Here is a 15,612-nt window from a genome sequence, read left to right on the forward strand (position 1 = left end):
CGCGGCGGCGTGGTCGCCGGATCGTGTGGTCACTGCTCACGGTGGTCCTGGTCGCGGTGATCGCCGTCGGATCGGTCGTCACCTACCGCGAGTTCACCAAGCCCGAACCGCTGCCGCCGGGTACCCCGGACCGGCCCGCGCTGATCGCGGTGAACCCGCAGATCGCGGCCGTGTCGGCCACCGCCCCGCAGCCCACCGCCGCCGGGGTGAGCCGCGCCATCGCCGCATCCCTGAAGAATCCGGCGCTGGGCACCCTGACCGGTCAGATCAGCGATTCGCTGACCGGGACGGTGCTGTGGTCACAGGGCGCCGACCGACCGCGCACCCCCGCGTCCAACGCCAAGATCCTGACCGCGTCGGCGGCGCTGCTGGCCCTGCCGCACGACCAGCGGATCAGCACCACAGTGGTGGCCGGCAGCGGCGGCCGGGTGATCCTGGTGGGGGCCGGGGACCCGACGCTGTCGGCGCAACCCGCCGGTGCCGAGACCTTCTACACCGAGCCCGCGCGCATCGCCGACCTCGCCGACCAGATCCGACGATCCGGGGTCGAGGTGTCGTCGGTGGCGGTCGATCTCAGCGCATTCGGCGGCCCCACCATGGACCCCACCTGGGACCGCCGTGACATCGCCGGCGGCGACATCGCCCCGATCGAGTCGCTGATGGCCGACGGGGCGCGGACCAGACCGCTCGACGAGTACTCGCCACGCGTCGACGATCCCGGGATCGCCGCCGGGAAGGCCCTCGCCGAGGCGCTCGGCGTGTCCACCGACGTCGCCGAGACCACCGCCCCGGCCGGTGCACGCACCATCGCCACGGTCACCTCCGCACCGCTGGTGACCCGCGTCAACGACATGATGCGCTTCTCCGACAATGTGCTCGCCGAGGCGCTCTCGATCGAGGTGTCGAGGGCGCGCGGTGGCCCGGCAACCCTCGCCGGCGGCGCCGACGCCGTGGTGAAGACCTTGGCGGACAACGGTATCCGCACCACCGGTGTCACCCTCACCGACTCGTCGGGGTTGTCCTACGGCAACCTGGTCCCGGCGTCGGTGCTCGACGAGCTGATGGCCGCGGCGAGCGGGCCGACCGAACCGGCCACGTCGTCGGGTGCCACGTCCACCGCGGCCGGTGCACCGTCGGCCGACATCGACGACAAGCTGCGGCCGATGCTCGACGGCCTGCCCATCGCGGCCGGCACCGGCACCCTCGCCGACCGCTTCGACGCCGGCACCAACCCCGGTGCGGGGTGGGTGCGCGCCAAGACCGGAACACTGACCGGGGTCAGTTCGTTGACGGGGATAGTCCAGACCGTCGACGGGCGTGTGTTGTCCTTCGCGTTGATGTCGGGTGGAACCTCACCCGCCGATGCGCGTCCGGCACTCGATGCGATCCCGGGTGATTTGAGAGAGTGCGGATGCCGATGAGCACAGACAGCACGTCCACCGAGATCTCCCCCTCCGGTGCGGTCCCGGCCCGGGCCCTGCACGCCGACCTGGTGGGCGCCCGGATCGACTGGGGTCTCGCCGCGGGTGTCGGCAAACGGCTGTCGCGGCCGGGGCCGAAGATGACCTCCTACACCCGTGATGCGGCCCGTGCCGAGCTCGCCGACGCGGCGGTCCGCGCCGAGGGTCCGGTGCGCGAGGTCACCGGCCTGGCCGACGGACTCGCCGTCCCCACCGCGCGCGTCCTCGACCGTGACGAGTGGATCGACGCCGCGGCCCTGTCGATGCGGTCGATGCTCTCGGGCGCACTCGACGACGCCGACCCGTCACCCGGACTGTCCGGCCGGATCGGCGGACTGCAGGCATCGGGGCTGCTGGCCTTCCTCTCCTCGGCGATCCTCGGCCAGTACGATCCGTTCTCGGCCGGCCCCGAGGGGTCCGACGATCCCGGTGTGCTGATGCTGGTGCTGCCCAACATCGTCGGCGTGGAACGCTCTCTCAAGGTGGTGCCGTCGGATTTCCGGCTGTGGGTGTGCCTGCACGAGGTGACCCACCGTGTGCAGTTCTCGGCCAATCCGTGGCTGCGTGACTACATGCTCGACAACATCGCTGTCCTGACCTCGGAGACCGGGGAATCGGTGGGCGAGTTGGCCGGCCGGGTCACCGACATGCTCCGCGGCGACAAGCCCCGGGAGAAGGGTGTGATCGGGGCGATGCAGCTGCTGCAGAGCCCCGAACAGTACGACGCCCTCAACCGGATGCTCATGCTCGGCACCCTGCTTGAGGGTCACGCCGACCATGTGATGGACGCCGTGGGACCGGCTCAGGTGCCCACGGTCGCGTCCATCCGCGCGGCCTTCGACAAGCGCCGGACCGGACCGCGAAACCCGGTGCAGCGCATCATCCGTGCCCTGATCGGCATGGATGCCAAGCTGGCGCAGTACATCCGGGGCAAGGCATTCGTGGACGAGGTGGTGTCGAGGGTCGGGATGGACCGGTTCAACACCATCTGGACCTCCGCCGAGACCATGCCGCTGCCCGACGAGATCGACGAACCGGCGAAATGGATCGCGCGGGTGCTCTGACCCGGGCGGTCGCGGCATTCGCGGCCGACCATCTGCGCGCGGACGAGGTCTGTGTGGGACTGTCCGGTGGTCCGGATTCGTTGGCGCTCACCGCTGCCGCGGTCCACGCCGGGCTGTCGGTGCGGGCACTCGTCGTCGACCATCGGCTGCAGCACGGTTCGGCCGATGTCGCTACCGCCGCCGCCCGCGCCGCCCGTGCGCTCGGGGCGCGCGCGGAGGTCCTCGAGGTGTCGGTGGGTCACGACGGTGGGATGGAGGCCGCCGCCCGGGATGCACGGTATACCGCACTCGAGCTGGCGCGTGACGGGCTGCCGGTGTTGTTGGCGCACACCATGGACGATCAGGCCGAGACGGTCCTGCTCGGCCTGGCACGTGGCTCGGGATCGCGTTCGATCGCCGGAATGCGGCCGTGGTCGCCGCCGTGGGGGAGGCCGCTGCTCGGGTTGCGTCGCGCCGACACCGTCGGGGCCTGCGCCGACTGGGGTCTGGCACCACATACCGATCCGCACAACAGCGACCCGCGCTTCACCCGGGTCAGGCTGCGGGCGGAGGTGATCCCGCTGCTCGAGGACGTGCTCCACGGTGGTGTGGTGGAGGCGTTGGCGCGCACCGCATCGGCACTCCAGGGCGACAACGACGCCCTCGACGACCTGGCCGAGCAGGCATACCGTGCCGCCGGTTCCGGCGAGGATTCGACGGAGCTCGGTGTCGGCGGGCTCGCCGACCTACCGGATGCCGTGCGCACCAGGGTGTTCCGCCGATGGCTGTACGACGTCGGGGCCACCGGGCCGACGAGCCGGGTGATCGGCGCCGTCGACGCCCTGGCCGTCGGCCGCACCCGCGGACACGTCGCGATCGGTGGGACGCCGCAGTATCGTCGGGTGGTCTGCAGGGTCGGTGACCGCCTGACGATCACCGACCTGCCGCGATGACCGACGCTGTCAACCGACCATCGGTGATCGATCGGGGAACGTGCCTGTTGGTGATTGAGCCGGGCCCGAGCGTAGCGAGGACCCGTGTCGAAATCTCCGCAGCCTACGTTGGGTGGTGACCACCTCGGAGGTTGTTGCGTTGGCAACTCGGCTGTCTGAGGTTTCGACTCGTCTCGTCGCTGCGCTCCTCGTCGGCTCAACCATCAACGCCCGGTGGGTGATTGAGGGGGAGTGTGCCAATTGGTGATTGAGCCGGGACCGAGCATCGCGAGGACCCGTGTCGAAATCTCCGTAGCCTGCGTTGGGTGGTGACCACTTCCGGGGTTGTTGCGTTGGCAACTCGGCTGTCTGAGGTTTCGACACGTCTCGTCGCTGCGCTCCTCGTCGGCTCAACCAGCAATGGGCAGTGGATGATTGAGTGGTGACGCACCTGTGGTTTCGGCAGCCGTCTTGTCGCTAAAGCTCTTCGTCGGCTCAACCATCAACGCCCGGTTGGTGATTGAGGGTAGGTGTGCCGGTTGGTGATTGAGCCGGGACCGAGCATCGCGAGGACCCGTGTCGAGATCTTCGGAGCCTACGTTGGGTGGTGACCACCTCGGAGGTTGTTGCGTTGGCAACTCGGCTGTCTGAGGTTTCGACTCGTCTCGTCGCTGCGCTCCTCGTCGGCTCAACCAGCAATGGGCAGTGGATGATTGAGTGGTGACGCACCTGTGGTTTCGGCAGCCGTCTTGTCGCTAAAGCTCTTCGTCGGCTCAACCATCAACGCCCGGTTGGTGATTGAGGGTAGGTGTGCCGGTTGGTGATTGAGCCGGGACCGAGCATCGCGAGGACCCGTGTCGAGATCTTCGGAGCCTACGTTGGGTGGTGACCACCTCGGAGGTTGTTGCGTTGGCAACTCGGCTGTCTGAGGTTTCGACACGTCTCGTCGCTGCGCTCCTCGTCGGCTCAACCAGCAATGGGCAGTGGATGATTGAGTGGTGACGCACCTGTGGTTTCGGCAGCCGTCTTGTCGCTAAAGCTCTTCGTCGGCTCAACCATCAACGCCCGGTTGGTGATTGAGGGTAGGTGTGCCGGTTGGTGATTGAGCCGGGACCGAGCATCGCGAGGACCCGTGTCGAAATCTTCGGAGCCTACGTTGGGTGGTGACCACCTCGGAGGTTGTTGCGTTGGCAACTCGGCTGTCTGAGGTTTCGACACGTCTCGTCGCTGCGCTCCTCGTCGGCTCAACCAGCAATGGGCAGTGGATGATTGAGTGGTGACGCACCTGTGGTTTCGGCAGCCGTCTTGTCGCTAAAACTCCTCGTCGGCTCAACCATCAACGCCCGGTTGGTGATTGAGGGTAGGTGTGCCTGTTGATGATTGAGCCGGGACCGAGCATCGCGAGGACCCGTGTCGAAATCTCCGTAGCCTACGTTGGGTGGTGACCACCTCGGAGGTTGTTGAGTTGGCAACTCGGCTGTCTGAGGTTTCGACACGTCTCGTCGCTGCGCTCCTCGTCGGCTCAACCATCAATGGGCAGTGGATGATTGAGTGGTGACGCACCTGTGGTTTCGGCAGCCGTCTTGTCGCTAAAACTCCTCGTCGGCTCAACCATCAACGCTCAGTGGGTGATTGAGGGGGAGTGTGCCGGTTGATGATTGAGCCGGGACCGAGCATCGCGAGGACCCGTGTCGACATCTCCGCAGCTTACGTTGGGTGGTGACCACTTCCGGGGTGGTTGCGTTGGCAACTCGGCTGTCTGAGGTTTCGACACGTCTCGTCGCTGCGCTCCTCGTCGGCTCAACCAGCAATGGGCAGTGGATGATTGAGTGGTAACGCACCTGCGGTTTCGGCAGCCGTATCGTCGCTAGAGAACGTCCGCGGGACGCGCTCAGAGGAATGCGGAGATTCCTGTCTCGGCCCGGCCGATCAGCAGCTTCTGGATCTGGCTGGTGCCCTCGTACAGGGTCATGACGCGGGCATCGCGCATGTACTTCTGTACCGGGTACTCGTCGACGTAGCCGTAACCGCCGAATGCCTGGATCGCGAGATTGGCTGCCTTGACGGCCTTCTCGGAGGCGAACAGTTTGGCCTTGGATGCCTCGATGCCGAACGGTTCGCCCCGCTCGATCAGGTCGGCGGCACGCCAGGTGAGCAGTCGGGCGCAGTCGGCGTCCACCGAGATCTCGGCGATCATGTCCTGGATCATCTGGAACGATGCGATCGGCCGGCCGAACTGGCGGCGCTGGGTGGTGTAGGACACCAGTGCATCCAGGCAGCCGGCGATGATGCCGGTACATCCGGCACCCACCGACACCCGGCCCTTGTCGAGGGAGTGCATGGCGATCGAGAAGCCTTGTCCCTCTTCACCGAGCATCGCATCGGCGGGAACCCGAACACCGTCGAGATTCAGTTCGGCGGTGGCCTGACCGCGTAGCCCCAGCTTGCCGTGGATCTCGGTGCGGCCGAAGCCGGGTGTGTCGGTGGGGACCAGGAAGGCCGAGATTCCCTTGGCGCCAGGACCTCCGGTGCGGGCGAACACCACGCACACGTCCGCCCAGGTGCCGTTGGTGATGAAGATCTTCGAGCCGGTGATCACCCAGTCCGATCCCTCGCGCACCGCCCGGGTGGTGAGGTTCGACGGATCCGAACCGTTGTCGGGTTCGGTGAGTCCGAAACATCCGAGCAGGGTGCCGTTCGCGATACCCGGAAGCCAGCGCTGCTTCTGCTCCTCGGTGCCGTGGGAGAGCACGATCTTGCCGAACAATCCCATCGACACCGACACGATGCCGCGGACCGAGGAGTCGGCGTGGCCGAGTTCCTCCATGCCGATGCAGTAGGTGATGTAGTCCCCGCCCATACCGCCGTACTCCTCGGGGATGGTCAGGCCGAAGAAGCCGAGTTCGCCGAGCTTGGGGATCAGTGCGGTGTCGACCGCTTCACGCCGGTCCCACTCCACACGGTGCGGGACGACCTCTTTGTCCAGGAAGTCGCGTGCCAGCGTACGAAATGCCACCTGTTCCTCGGTGAGGGTGAGATCCATCAGATCGCCTTTCCGACACGCGCACCGGTGTCGTCGTAGAGGTAGATGCCGCGGCCGGTCTTGCGGCCCAGATCACCGCGCTCGACCAGCGCGGACACGGTCGCCGACGGGGCGTCGGCAGGGTCGCCGGTCTCGGCGAAGCGGCCCATCTTGGTGTGATATCCGATGTCGACACCGGTGAGGTCCATCAGTTCGAACGGGCCCATCGGGTAGCCGAGCGCGGTGCGTGCGGCGGTGTCGATGGCCTCGATGCCGGCATATCCGCCCTCGTAGAGGGCCAATGCCTCGTCGCGAACGGCGTTCAGGAGACGGTTGGCCACGAAGCCGGGGATCTCCTTGTCGAGGACCACCGGAAGTTTGCCGATCTGCTCGACAAAGGCGACGGCGGTCGCGGCGGTCTCGTCGCTGGTCTCGGGTCCGCGCACGACCTCCACGCAACGCATGACCAGCGCCGGGTTGAAGAAGTGCAGGATGACGAATCGGTCGGGGCGACCGGTGGTCGATGCCATCGCCGACGGCACGAAGCTCGAGGAGTTGCTGGCCAGGATCGTCCCCGGGCCGCACAGGGCATCGACATCGGTGAAGAACTGCCGTTTGATCTCGAGCTTCTCGACGATCGCCTCGATCACCAGGTCGACGTCGCCGGTGAGCGCGGTGGTGGTGGTGAGTCGGGCGAACGCGGCGTCGACGTCGTCGGCGGTCCGCCGTCCCTTGGCGACCTGGGAGTCCATCCGGCCGCGCAGGGCGGCGACGGAACTCTCCAGCATCGTCGGGTCGAGGTCGTAGAGGGTCACCTCGTGACCGGCGAGCGCGGTGACCATCGCGATCTGGGACCCCATGGCGCCGGCCCCGGCGACCATGACCTTCATCGCCGTCACCGGCCGGTCCATTCCGGGGTGCGCTTGGCCAGGAACGCCTCGGCGCCCTCGCGCTTGTCGTCGGTGGTGTAGAGCAGCGCCTGGGCGAGACGTTCGACCACCTGACCGGTGCGCTGGTCGGCGTCCATCCCCGACCGGATCACCAGCTTGGCCAGACGGACCGCGAGCGGGCCCTTGCGCAGGATCGTCGCGGCGAGTTCGCGGGCGTCGGACAGGAGGTCGTCGGCGGTGGCGACCTGGGTGACCAGACCGGCGGCCAGGGCCTCGTCGGCGGTGAGCATGCGGCCGGTGAGGATGAGGTCGATGGCCCGGCCGACGCCGATCAGGCGCGCCATGCGCTGGGTGCCACCGGCACCCGGCAGCACCGACAGGGTGGTCTCCGGAAGGCCGAATCGGGCTGCGGTGGAGGCGATTCGGATGTCGCAGGACATGGCCAGCTCACATCCGCCACCGAGGGCGTAGCCGTTGACCGCGGCGATGGTCGGCTTCTCGAAGGACTCGACCTCGTCGTAGAGCCGCTGCATCGTCGACGCCAGGCCGGTGTGCAGGGAGTAGTTGCGAAGCTGTCCGATGTCGGCGCCGGCGGCGAACGCTTTCTCGCCAGAGCCGGTGAGGATCACCGCGCCGACCGCGTCGTCGGTGCGGACCGCGTCGAGGACGGTGCGCAGATCCGCCTGGACCTGCGCATTGATGGCGTTGCGGACCTCCGGCCGATTGATGGTGACCACGGCGATGCCGTCGGTCACGTCGACCTGAAGGGTCTCGAGGGAGTGGGTTGTCGCGGTGAGGGTCATCGCGCCTCCGGGGCGTGTGAAGGAATGTTCAACAACGGTGAACGTAGATTCATTCTGCGGGGCTGTCAAGGTCCGCACAGGGCGAAGCCGCGTCGAGCGGGAGCTCGACGCGGCTTCGGGGCGACCCGGCCGACGGGGTGGTTCGGCCGGGCGGGTCGGGTGTGGACGGTGGGGCGCGGCCGATCAGCGCGGCGGCGGGACGAACGGGGAATTGATGGTCTGGAAGTACTGCCAGGCGGCGACGATGAGGCTGCCGCCACCGCCGAGGACGGTGCCGACGATGCTGCCGACGGTCGCGCCCAGCGCGAGTCCGGGAATGCAGCCGACCCCGGCGAGGGCGAGTCCGGGGATACAGCCCACGATCGCGCCGATCACCACACCCAGCACGATGCCGACGATGGTCGAGACGGTCATCCCGGCCATCAGTTGCTGGTTGAAGCGGGCCAGCGCCTGGTCGTCGCGTTCCTGTTTGGTCCGTGGCGGGCTGGACTGCTTCTTGGCGGCCACCGTGCGCACGGCATCGACCTGCGTCTGGTCCAGCACCCGGGCCTGCGCGGGATTCCGGGAGGGCGTTAGTGTCGCCGAATTCCCGGATATCGACACCGCGATCGGGAACTCCTCGTATTCCAGGCGGTAGGTCAACGGGAGTCGGGCAACGGTCACCCCGGAATCGTCGACGATCGCGAGCGAATTCTGTGCCTGCCGGAATGTCGCATGGGAGAGGTCGACGGCGATGTGTGCACCGATTCTCGAGACCGTCCACTGAACCGGATCGGGTGGGGGATCGGCCGCTGCCCGGCCTGCCTGCGACAGCGGGACCACGAGGGATATACCGGCGAAAAGTATTGTGAAAAAACGGATTCTGGAGACAGGCCGGTGTGGTGTGGCCGGTGTCGTCGGAAACGATGAGATCATGCTGGATGTCCTGCGGCCGGGGTCTGTGACGGACCCCGGCCGTGTGTCGGGACCGTGGATTCGCCGATCGGATCATGGTGTCGGGGAAAGTGATGACAATTCCTGTTTGCGTGGATGAATCGACCGGTTCTTCATCCGGGTCGATATTCTTCGCGCATATCGCCGGAGGTCGGCCGAGAATGCGTTGGATGAGGCGGGTGGGGAGTTCCGTTACTCGACTGTGACGCCCAGGGGCATCCGGGCGGCGGGCGTGTACATCACCCGAAGGACCCCCCGGCCGGGGCCCGGGTCGGCTGGTCCGTGCCGGAGACGGGTGGCGGCATGACAAGCTGGATGTGTGGCGAACGAGATCGAACATCACTATGGCGACGACATCGAAGCGGTCCTGATCAGTGAGGAACAGATCAGGGCACGGACCGCCGAACTGGCCCAGTCGGTGGCCGCCCGATATCAGGACATCGACGAGGACCTGGTGCTGATCGGCGTGCTCAAGGGCGCGATCATGTTCATGACCGACTTCGCCCGCGCGCTGCCGATCCCCTCCCAGATGGAGTTCATGGCGGTCTCGAGCTACGGCTCGTCCACATCGTCGTCGGGGGTCGTGCGCATCCTCAAGGACCTCGACCGCGACATCGCCGGCCGCGACGTCCTGATCGTCGAGGACATCATCGACTCGGGTCTGACGCTGTCGTGGCTGCTGAAGAACCTCGCCACCCGCTCGCCGCGGACGCTGGAGGTGTGCACCCTGCTCCGCAAACCCGACGCGGTGCGCGCTTCGCTGGAGGTCGCAGACGTCGGATTCGACATCCCCAACGACTTCGTCGTCGGCTACGGACTCGACTACGCCGAACGCTACCGCGATCTTCCCTTCATCGGACGCCTCCGCCCCTCGGTCTACCAGTAGCGTTGCGGTCGCCGGAACAGTTTTCCCTCCTCCTTCGTTGACCGGTAGCCTTTGTCAGTAAGTCGATGGGAAGGACAATGGGAACGGCGGTGTCGCCGGCCCTGCACCAACACGCATGAACCGCAAGACAGTCTTCCGCAATCTCGCCATCGTGGCGGTCATCGTGCTGGCCTTCTGGGGCTGGAGCGTGTGGCGCGACGGCGATCGCGACTACACCGCCGTGGACACCTCGGTCGCGTTGACGCAGCTCAACGTCAAGAACACCAAGTCCATCCAGATCGACGACCGCGAGCAGCAACTGCGGATCGAGACCAACACGCCGGTCAAGGTGGGTGACAACAAAGAGGCCACCAAGATCAGCACCCGCTACCCGGCGGCGGCGAGTGAAGAGATCTTCAACGACGTCAAGGCCACGGGCGCGCCATACCAGACCAACGTCAACGAGCAGTCGGTGATCTGGCAGCTGCTGATCTTCATCCTGCCGATGCTGATCCTGTTCGGCTTGTTCTTCTTCGTGATGAGCCGAATGCAGGGTGGTGGTCGCGGCGGTGTGATGGGCTTCGGCAAGTCCCGCGCCAAACAGCTCACCAAGGACATGCCCAAGACGACCTTCGCCGACGTCGCCGGCGCGGACGAGGCGGTCGAGGAACTCTACGAGATCAAGGACTTCCTGCAGAATCCCGCGCGCTACCAGGCGCTCGGCGCGAAGATCCCCAAGGGTGTGCTGCTCTACGGTCCTCCCGGCACCGGTAAGACGCTGCTGGCCCGTGCCGTCGCCGGTGAGGCCGGGGTGCCGTTCTTCACCATCTCCGGCTCGGACTTCGTCGAGATGTTCGTCGGTGTCGGTGCGTCCCGCGTGCGCGACCTGTTCGAGCAGGCCAAGAACAACAGCCCGTGCATCATCTTCGTCGACGAGATCGACGCCGTCGGTCGCCAGCGTGGTGCCGGCCTCGGCGGTGGACACGACGAGCGCGAGCAGACGCTGAACCAGTTGCTCGTCGAGATGGACGGCTTCGGTGACCGGTCGGGCATCATCCTGATCGCCGCCACCAACCGTCCCGACATCCTGGACCCCGCGCTGCTGCGTCCCGGTCGCTTCGACCGTCAGATCCCGGTCGGCAACCCCGACATCGCCGGTCGTCGCGCGATCCTCAAGGTGCATGCCAAGGGCAAGCCCATCGATCCCGACGCCGACCTCGACGGTCTGGCCAAGCGCACCCCGGGCATGTCCGGTGCGGACCTGGCCAACGTCGTCAACGAGTCGGCGCTGCTGGCCGCCCGCGAGAACGCGTCGTCGATCACCGCACCGATGCTCGAGGAGGCCGTCGACCGTGTGATCGGCGGACCGCGTCGCAAGAGCCGCATCATCAGCGAGCACGAGAAGAAGGTCGTCGCCTATCACGAGGGCGGACACACCCTCGCCGCGTGGGCGATGCCCGATCTCGACCCCATCTACAAGGTCACCATCCTGGCGCGTGGGCGCACCGGCGGGCATGCGCTCGCCGTGCCCGAGCAGGACAAGGAACTGATGACGCGCTCGGAGATGATCGCGCGTCTGGTGATGGCGATGGGCGGCCGTGCCGCCGAGGAACTGGTCTTCCACGAGCCCACGACCGGTGCGTCGTCGGATATCGATCAGGCCACCAAGATCGCCCGGGCGATGGTCACCGAGTACGGCATGAGTGCCCGCCTCGGGGCGGTCCGCTATGGGCAGGAACAGGGCGATCCGTTCCTGGGCCGCTCGATGGGCAGCCAGAGCGACTACTCGGCCGGGGTCGCCGGCGAGATCGACGAGGAGGTGCGCCGGCTGATCGAGGCCGCGCACACCGAGGCGTGGGCGATCCTGTCGGAGTACCGCGACACCCTCGACGTGCTCGCCACCCAGCTCCTCGAGAAGGAGACGCTGACCCGTAAGGATCTGGAGAAGATCTTCACCGAGGTCGAGAAGCGTCCGCGGATCACCGCGTTCAACGATTTCGGGGATCGAACCCCGAGCGACAAGCCGCCGGTGAAGACCCCGGGTGAACTGGCGATGGAGCGCGGCGAGCCGTGGCCGCCGCCCACCCCGGAGAAGGTCGCCGAGCCGATCGGTGCGGGCACCGCGGCCGTACCGGCGCCCTATCCGGGTGCCCCGGCCCCGGGTGCGCCGGTCTACCCGCCGCAGGCCGCGCCGGGTGGGTATCCCGCCCAGCCCCAGCCGTATCCCGCGCAGCCGGCCCCGGGTGCTCCCGGTCAGCCGGGGACGTGGCCCGACTACGGCGCCCCGCGTGACTGGTCGGCGCCGGGCTGGCCGCCCCGCGGGCAGGAACCGGGTGCACCCCAGCACGGGAACCCCCAGCACGGGACCCCCCAAAACGGGGCTCCCCAGAACGGGGCTCCCCAGCACGGAACGAACGGTCACGGGGGTGGCGAGTACGGTCATCCCGGTCAGGGCCCCGGCGGTTACGGGCCGAACGGCAACGGCGCGAACGGTAACGGCGCCTGAAGGGTCGATCGATGACGATCAGCAGTAACGGTCACGAGGTTCGGCTGGATGCCTCGGCGACGTCGAATGGTGCGGCTCCCGCAGGGGAGCGGCACGCATTCGATCAACAGCGTGCCGAGGCGGCCGTGCGGGAACTGCTCCTGGCGGTCGGGGAGGACCCCGACCGCGAAGGGCTGGTGCGCACCCCCACCCGTGTCGCCAACGCCTACCGCGAGATGTTCGCCGGTCTCTACACCGACCCGGACGAGGTACTCGCGACCACCTTCGACGAGGATCACGACGAGCTGGTCCTGGTCAAGGACATCCCGATGTACTCCACCTGCGAGCATCACCTCGTCTCCTTCCACGGGGTGGCCCATGTGGGCTACATCCCCGGGGTGAGCGGGCAGGTCACCGGCCTGTCGAAGCTGGCACGTCTGGTGGATCTCTACGCCAAGCGCCCGCAGGTCCAGGAGCGCCTGACCAGTCAGATCGCCGACGCGCTGGTGCGCCGGCTCGATCCGCGGGGCGTGATCGTGGTGATCGAGGCCGAGCACCTGTGCATGGCGATGCGCGGTATCCGCAAGCCGGGTGCCACCACCACCACGTCGGCGGTGCGTGGACTGTTCAAGACCAGCGCGGTCTCCCGCGGCGAGGCACTGGACCTCATCACCCGGTGAGCCGACTACCCAGCGCGGACCGCACCCTGGTGATGGGTGTGGTCAACGTGACCGCCGATTCCTTCTCCGACGGAGGGCGCTATCTCGACACCGACGCCGCGGTGGCGCACGGCATCGAGCTGCTCGCCGACGGTGCCGACCTGATCGACGTCGGCGGGGAATCGACCCGGCCCGGCGCGATCCGTGTCGATCCGACGATCGAGGCACAGCGCGTGGCGCCGGTGATCTCGGCGCTGGTCGATGCCGGGGCGGTGATCTCGGTGGACACCATGCGCGCGTCGGTGGCGGCCGCCGCCATCGAGGCGGGGGCGACGATCGTCAACGACGTGTCCGGTGGCCGTGCCGATCCCGACATGGCGAAGGTGATGGCCGACGCGGAGCTGCCGTGGGTGCTGATGCACTGGCGGCCCGCGCAGACCGATGCCGACGCCGGACGCCATTTCACCCACCGGGTGGACGACCGAGGGGGCTACCACGACGTGGTGGCCGAGGTGACCCGCGAGCTGCTCGGCCAGGTCGACGCCGCGGTCAGCGCGGGGGTTGCCCCGCAGAACATCATCCTCGACCCCGGTCTGGGATTCGCCAAGACCGCCGACCACAACTGGGCGCTGCTGCATGCGCTGCCGACCTTCGTCGGATTGGGTTTCCCGGTGCTGATCGGGGCCTCGCGCAAGCGGTTCCTCGGGTCGTTGCTCGCCGTCGACGGGGCCGACCGGCCCCCTGCCGGACGTGAGGCCGCCACCGCGGCCATCAGCACGTTGTCGGCGGCCGGCGGCGCCTGGGGCGTTCGGGTCCACGACGTCGCATCGAGTCGGGACGCGGTGCGGGTGGCGCAGGCCTGGCGTGACGGTGGCCGCAGCCGTGCGGGCGCGGGCCGAGGGGAAACGGGATGCGGGGGAACGGGGCGCGCAGGTGCCCCGGACGAGACAACTGTGTCGAGACAAACGGAGGTGGGTCGGTGACCGATCGGATCGAGTTGCGGGGGCTACGGGTCCGCGGCAACCACGGCGTCTTCGACCACGAGCGGGCCGACGGCCAGGTCTTCATCATCGACATCACACTGTGGCTGGACCTGCGGGCCGCCGCGGCCTCCGACGACCTCGCCGACACCGTCGACTACGGGGCGCTGGCCCAGCAGGCGCACGACATCGTCGCCGGCACGCCGCGCAACCTGATCGAGACGGTGGGTGCCGAGGTCGCCGACACGGTCATGGCCGACGAGCGGATCACCGCCTGCGAGGTGGTGGTCCACAAACCGTCCGCGCCGATCCCGCTGACCTTCGACGACGTCGCGGTGGTGACCCGCCGCTCCCGGAAGACCCCACGATGAGTCGTGCGGTGCTCTCGGCGGGGGCCAATGTGGGCGACGCGCGGGGTGCGCTGCGCACGGTGGTCGACGGGTTCGCCGACGAGCTCGTCGCCGTCTCGCAGGTCTATGCCACCGCCCCGTGGGGTGGCGTCGAGCAGGACGACTTCCTCAACATCACCCTCGTCGTCGAGGGGAACCGCACTCCGCGGGAGTGGTTGCGGCGTGGCGCCGAGCTCGAACAGGCCGCCCACCGTACCCGCAATGTGCGGTGGGGTCCGAGGACCCTCGACGTCGACGTGATCACCGTCGACGACGACGGCCCGGTGCGCAGCGACGACCCGGTGCTGACCCTGCCGCATCCGCGCGCGGTCCACCGCGCCTTCGTGCTGGTGCCGTGGCTGGAGATCGATCCCGACGCGATGCTGTGGACCCCGGCCGGGACCCGCCGCGTCGACGATCTGGTCGCCGCACTGCCGTCCGCCGAGCGCGAGGGGGTGCGTCCGGCCGGTCGGCTCGACGCACCCACCCCGACCGACACCTCGTCGGGGACCGCCCGATGAGCACGCCGCGACGCAACCCGCAGGGCGACGACGAACGGTCCGGGCTGGGACCGACCAAACCGTTCGACCTGGCCGTCATCGCGGTGATCGTCGGCGTCACCGCGTGGATTCTGGTGCGCTACAACTATTCGAGTCTGCCGCCGCTGCCGACGCTGGCCGGGATCGTGCTCTACATCCTCGCCGTGATCGAGGCGGTCACCGGGTTCGTCGTCCGCGCCCGCGTGGAGGGGCGACAGGTCGGCCGCGCCCGTGGCCAGCTGCATCCCCTGACCGCGGCACGGGTCGTCGCATTGGCCAAGGCGTCGGCCATCCTCGGTGCGATAGCCACCGGTCTGTGGGCGGGGTTGCTGGTCTTCCTGCTGACCCGGCACGGGGTGACCGCCGCCGAGCACGACACCCCTGCCGCCATCATCGGTCTGATCGGTGGTGTGCTCCTGACCGCGGCGGCACTGTGGCTGGAATTCTGCTGCCGTACCCCCGACGATCCGACCGAGAACTCCGTCGACGGGGCCTCCAACGGGCATCCCGGACCGGCCTGAGTGGACTGACCGAACAGTAACCCCCACCAGGGTGATCGAGGCCACCGACGAATCATGACTCTCCGCCGGGCTTGTGCGGCATCGGTGGGGC

Annotated in this window: 14 protein-coding genes; 10 read left to right on the top strand and 4 right to left on the bottom strand. The window is 68.0% G+C overall.

Going from position 1 to position 15,612, the window contains the following annotated elements:
• Positions 1-20: 20 nt before the first annotated feature.
• Genes dacB through tilS form a run of 3 tightly spaced genes read left to right on the top strand, consistent with a single transcriptional unit; the run spans position 21 to position 3,456 of the window.
• Positions 21-1,421 carry a D-alanyl-D-alanine carboxypeptidase/D-alanyl-D-alanine-endopeptidase gene (dacB, locus tag Q9K23_RS16505; protein ID WP_152972579.1) on the top strand — a complete coding sequence of 467 codons (1,401 nt, stop codon included), beginning with the start codon at positions 21-23 and terminating at the stop codon, positions 1,419-1,421.
• Positions 1,418-2,524 carry a zinc-dependent metalloprotease gene (locus Q9K23_RS16510; RefSeq protein ID WP_305950205.1) on the top strand — a complete coding sequence of 369 codons (1,107 nt, stop codon included), beginning with the start codon at positions 1,418-1,420 and terminating at the stop codon, positions 2,522-2,524. The genes dacB and Q9K23_RS16510 overlap by 4 nt, the downstream gene beginning before the upstream one ends.
• Complete coding sequence (tilS, locus tag Q9K23_RS16515) at positions 2,503-3,456, top strand: tRNA lysidine(34) synthetase TilS (protein ID WP_053776076.1); 954 nt, start codon at positions 2,503-2,505, stop codon at positions 3,454-3,456. The genes Q9K23_RS16510 and tilS overlap by 22 nt, the downstream gene beginning before the upstream one ends.
• Before the next feature lie 1,870 nt (positions 3,457-5,326).
• On the opposite strand, the gene Q9K23_RS16520 is transcribed toward tilS, so the two are convergent.
• The 4 genes from Q9K23_RS16520 to Q9K23_RS16535 form a co-directional block, all read right to left on the bottom strand.
• The gene (locus Q9K23_RS16520) at positions 5,327-6,478 is read right to left on the bottom strand and encodes an acyl-CoA dehydrogenase family protein (protein ID WP_053776934.1); all 1,152 of its coding nucleotides are present in this window, start codon (positions 6,476-6,478) and stop codon (positions 5,327-5,329) included.
• A complete protein-coding gene (locus Q9K23_RS16525; RefSeq protein WP_053776939.1) occupies positions 6,478-7,347 on the bottom strand; it encodes a 3-hydroxyacyl-CoA dehydrogenase family protein in 870 nt (289 codons plus the stop codon). The genes Q9K23_RS16520 and Q9K23_RS16525 overlap by 1 nt, the downstream gene beginning before the upstream one ends.
• Before the next feature lie 5 nt (positions 7,348-7,352).
• A complete protein-coding gene (locus tag Q9K23_RS16530; RefSeq protein ID WP_020793672.1) occupies positions 7,353-8,150 on the bottom strand; it encodes an enoyl-CoA hydratase-related protein in 798 nt (265 codons plus the stop codon).
• A gap of 183 nt (positions 8,151-8,333) precedes the next feature.
• The gene (locus Q9K23_RS16535; protein WP_082365822.1) at positions 8,334-8,972 is read right to left on the bottom strand and encodes a DUF6861 domain-containing protein; all 639 of its coding nucleotides are present in this window, start codon (positions 8,970-8,972) and stop codon (positions 8,334-8,336) included.
• A gap of 430 nt (positions 8,973-9,402) precedes the next feature.
• On the opposite strand from Q9K23_RS16535, the gene hpt reads away from it, so the two are divergent.
• The 7 genes from hpt to Q9K23_RS16570 all read left to right on the top strand — a co-directional run bounded on the left by hpt (position 9,403) and on the right by Q9K23_RS16570 (position 15,521).
• The gene (gene hpt, locus Q9K23_RS16540) at positions 9,403-9,969 is read left to right on the top strand and encodes a hypoxanthine phosphoribosyltransferase (RefSeq protein WP_020792902.1); all 567 of its coding nucleotides are present in this window, start codon (positions 9,403-9,405) and stop codon (positions 9,967-9,969) included.
• 115 nt (positions 9,970-10,084) lie between these two features.
• Positions 10,085-12,454, top strand: coding sequence for an ATP-dependent zinc metalloprotease FtsH (gene ftsH, locus Q9K23_RS16545; RefSeq protein ID WP_305950206.1), 2,370 nt, complete (start codon positions 10,085-10,087; stop codon positions 12,452-12,454).
• Positions 12,455-12,465: 11 nt separating this feature from the next.
• Positions 12,466-13,113 (top strand): GTP cyclohydrolase I FolE, encoded by a 648-nt coding sequence (gene folE, locus Q9K23_RS16550; protein WP_020792067.1) that lies wholly within the window; start codon positions 12,466-12,468, stop codon positions 13,111-13,113.
• 32 nt (positions 13,114-13,145) lie between these two features.
• Positions 13,146-14,075, top strand: coding sequence for a dihydropteroate synthase (gene folP / locus Q9K23_RS16555; RefSeq protein WP_082365823.1), 930 nt, complete (start codon positions 13,146-13,148; stop codon positions 14,073-14,075).
• Positions 14,072-14,443, top strand: coding sequence for a dihydroneopterin aldolase (gene folB, locus Q9K23_RS16560; protein WP_053776936.1), 372 nt, complete (start codon positions 14,072-14,074; stop codon positions 14,441-14,443). Before folP ends, folB begins: the two co-directional genes overlap by 4 nt.
• Entirely contained in the window at positions 14,440-14,982 is a 543-nt protein-coding gene (gene folK / locus Q9K23_RS16565) for a 2-amino-4-hydroxy-6-hydroxymethyldihydropteridine diphosphokinase (protein WP_305950207.1), read from the top strand. The genes folB and folK overlap by 4 nt, the downstream gene beginning before the upstream one ends.
• A complete protein-coding gene (locus tag Q9K23_RS16570) occupies positions 14,979-15,521 on the top strand; it encodes a DUF3180 domain-containing protein (protein ID WP_020794508.1) in 543 nt (180 codons plus the stop codon). Before folK ends, Q9K23_RS16570 begins: the two co-directional genes overlap by 4 nt.
• Positions 15,522-15,612: the final 91 nt, after the last annotated feature.

The organism is Gordonia sp. NB41Y (assembly GCF_030718915.1).
In the GTDB taxonomy this organism is placed as follows: domain Bacteria; phylum Actinomycetota; class Actinomycetes; order Mycobacteriales; family Mycobacteriaceae; genus Gordonia; species Gordonia desulfuricans.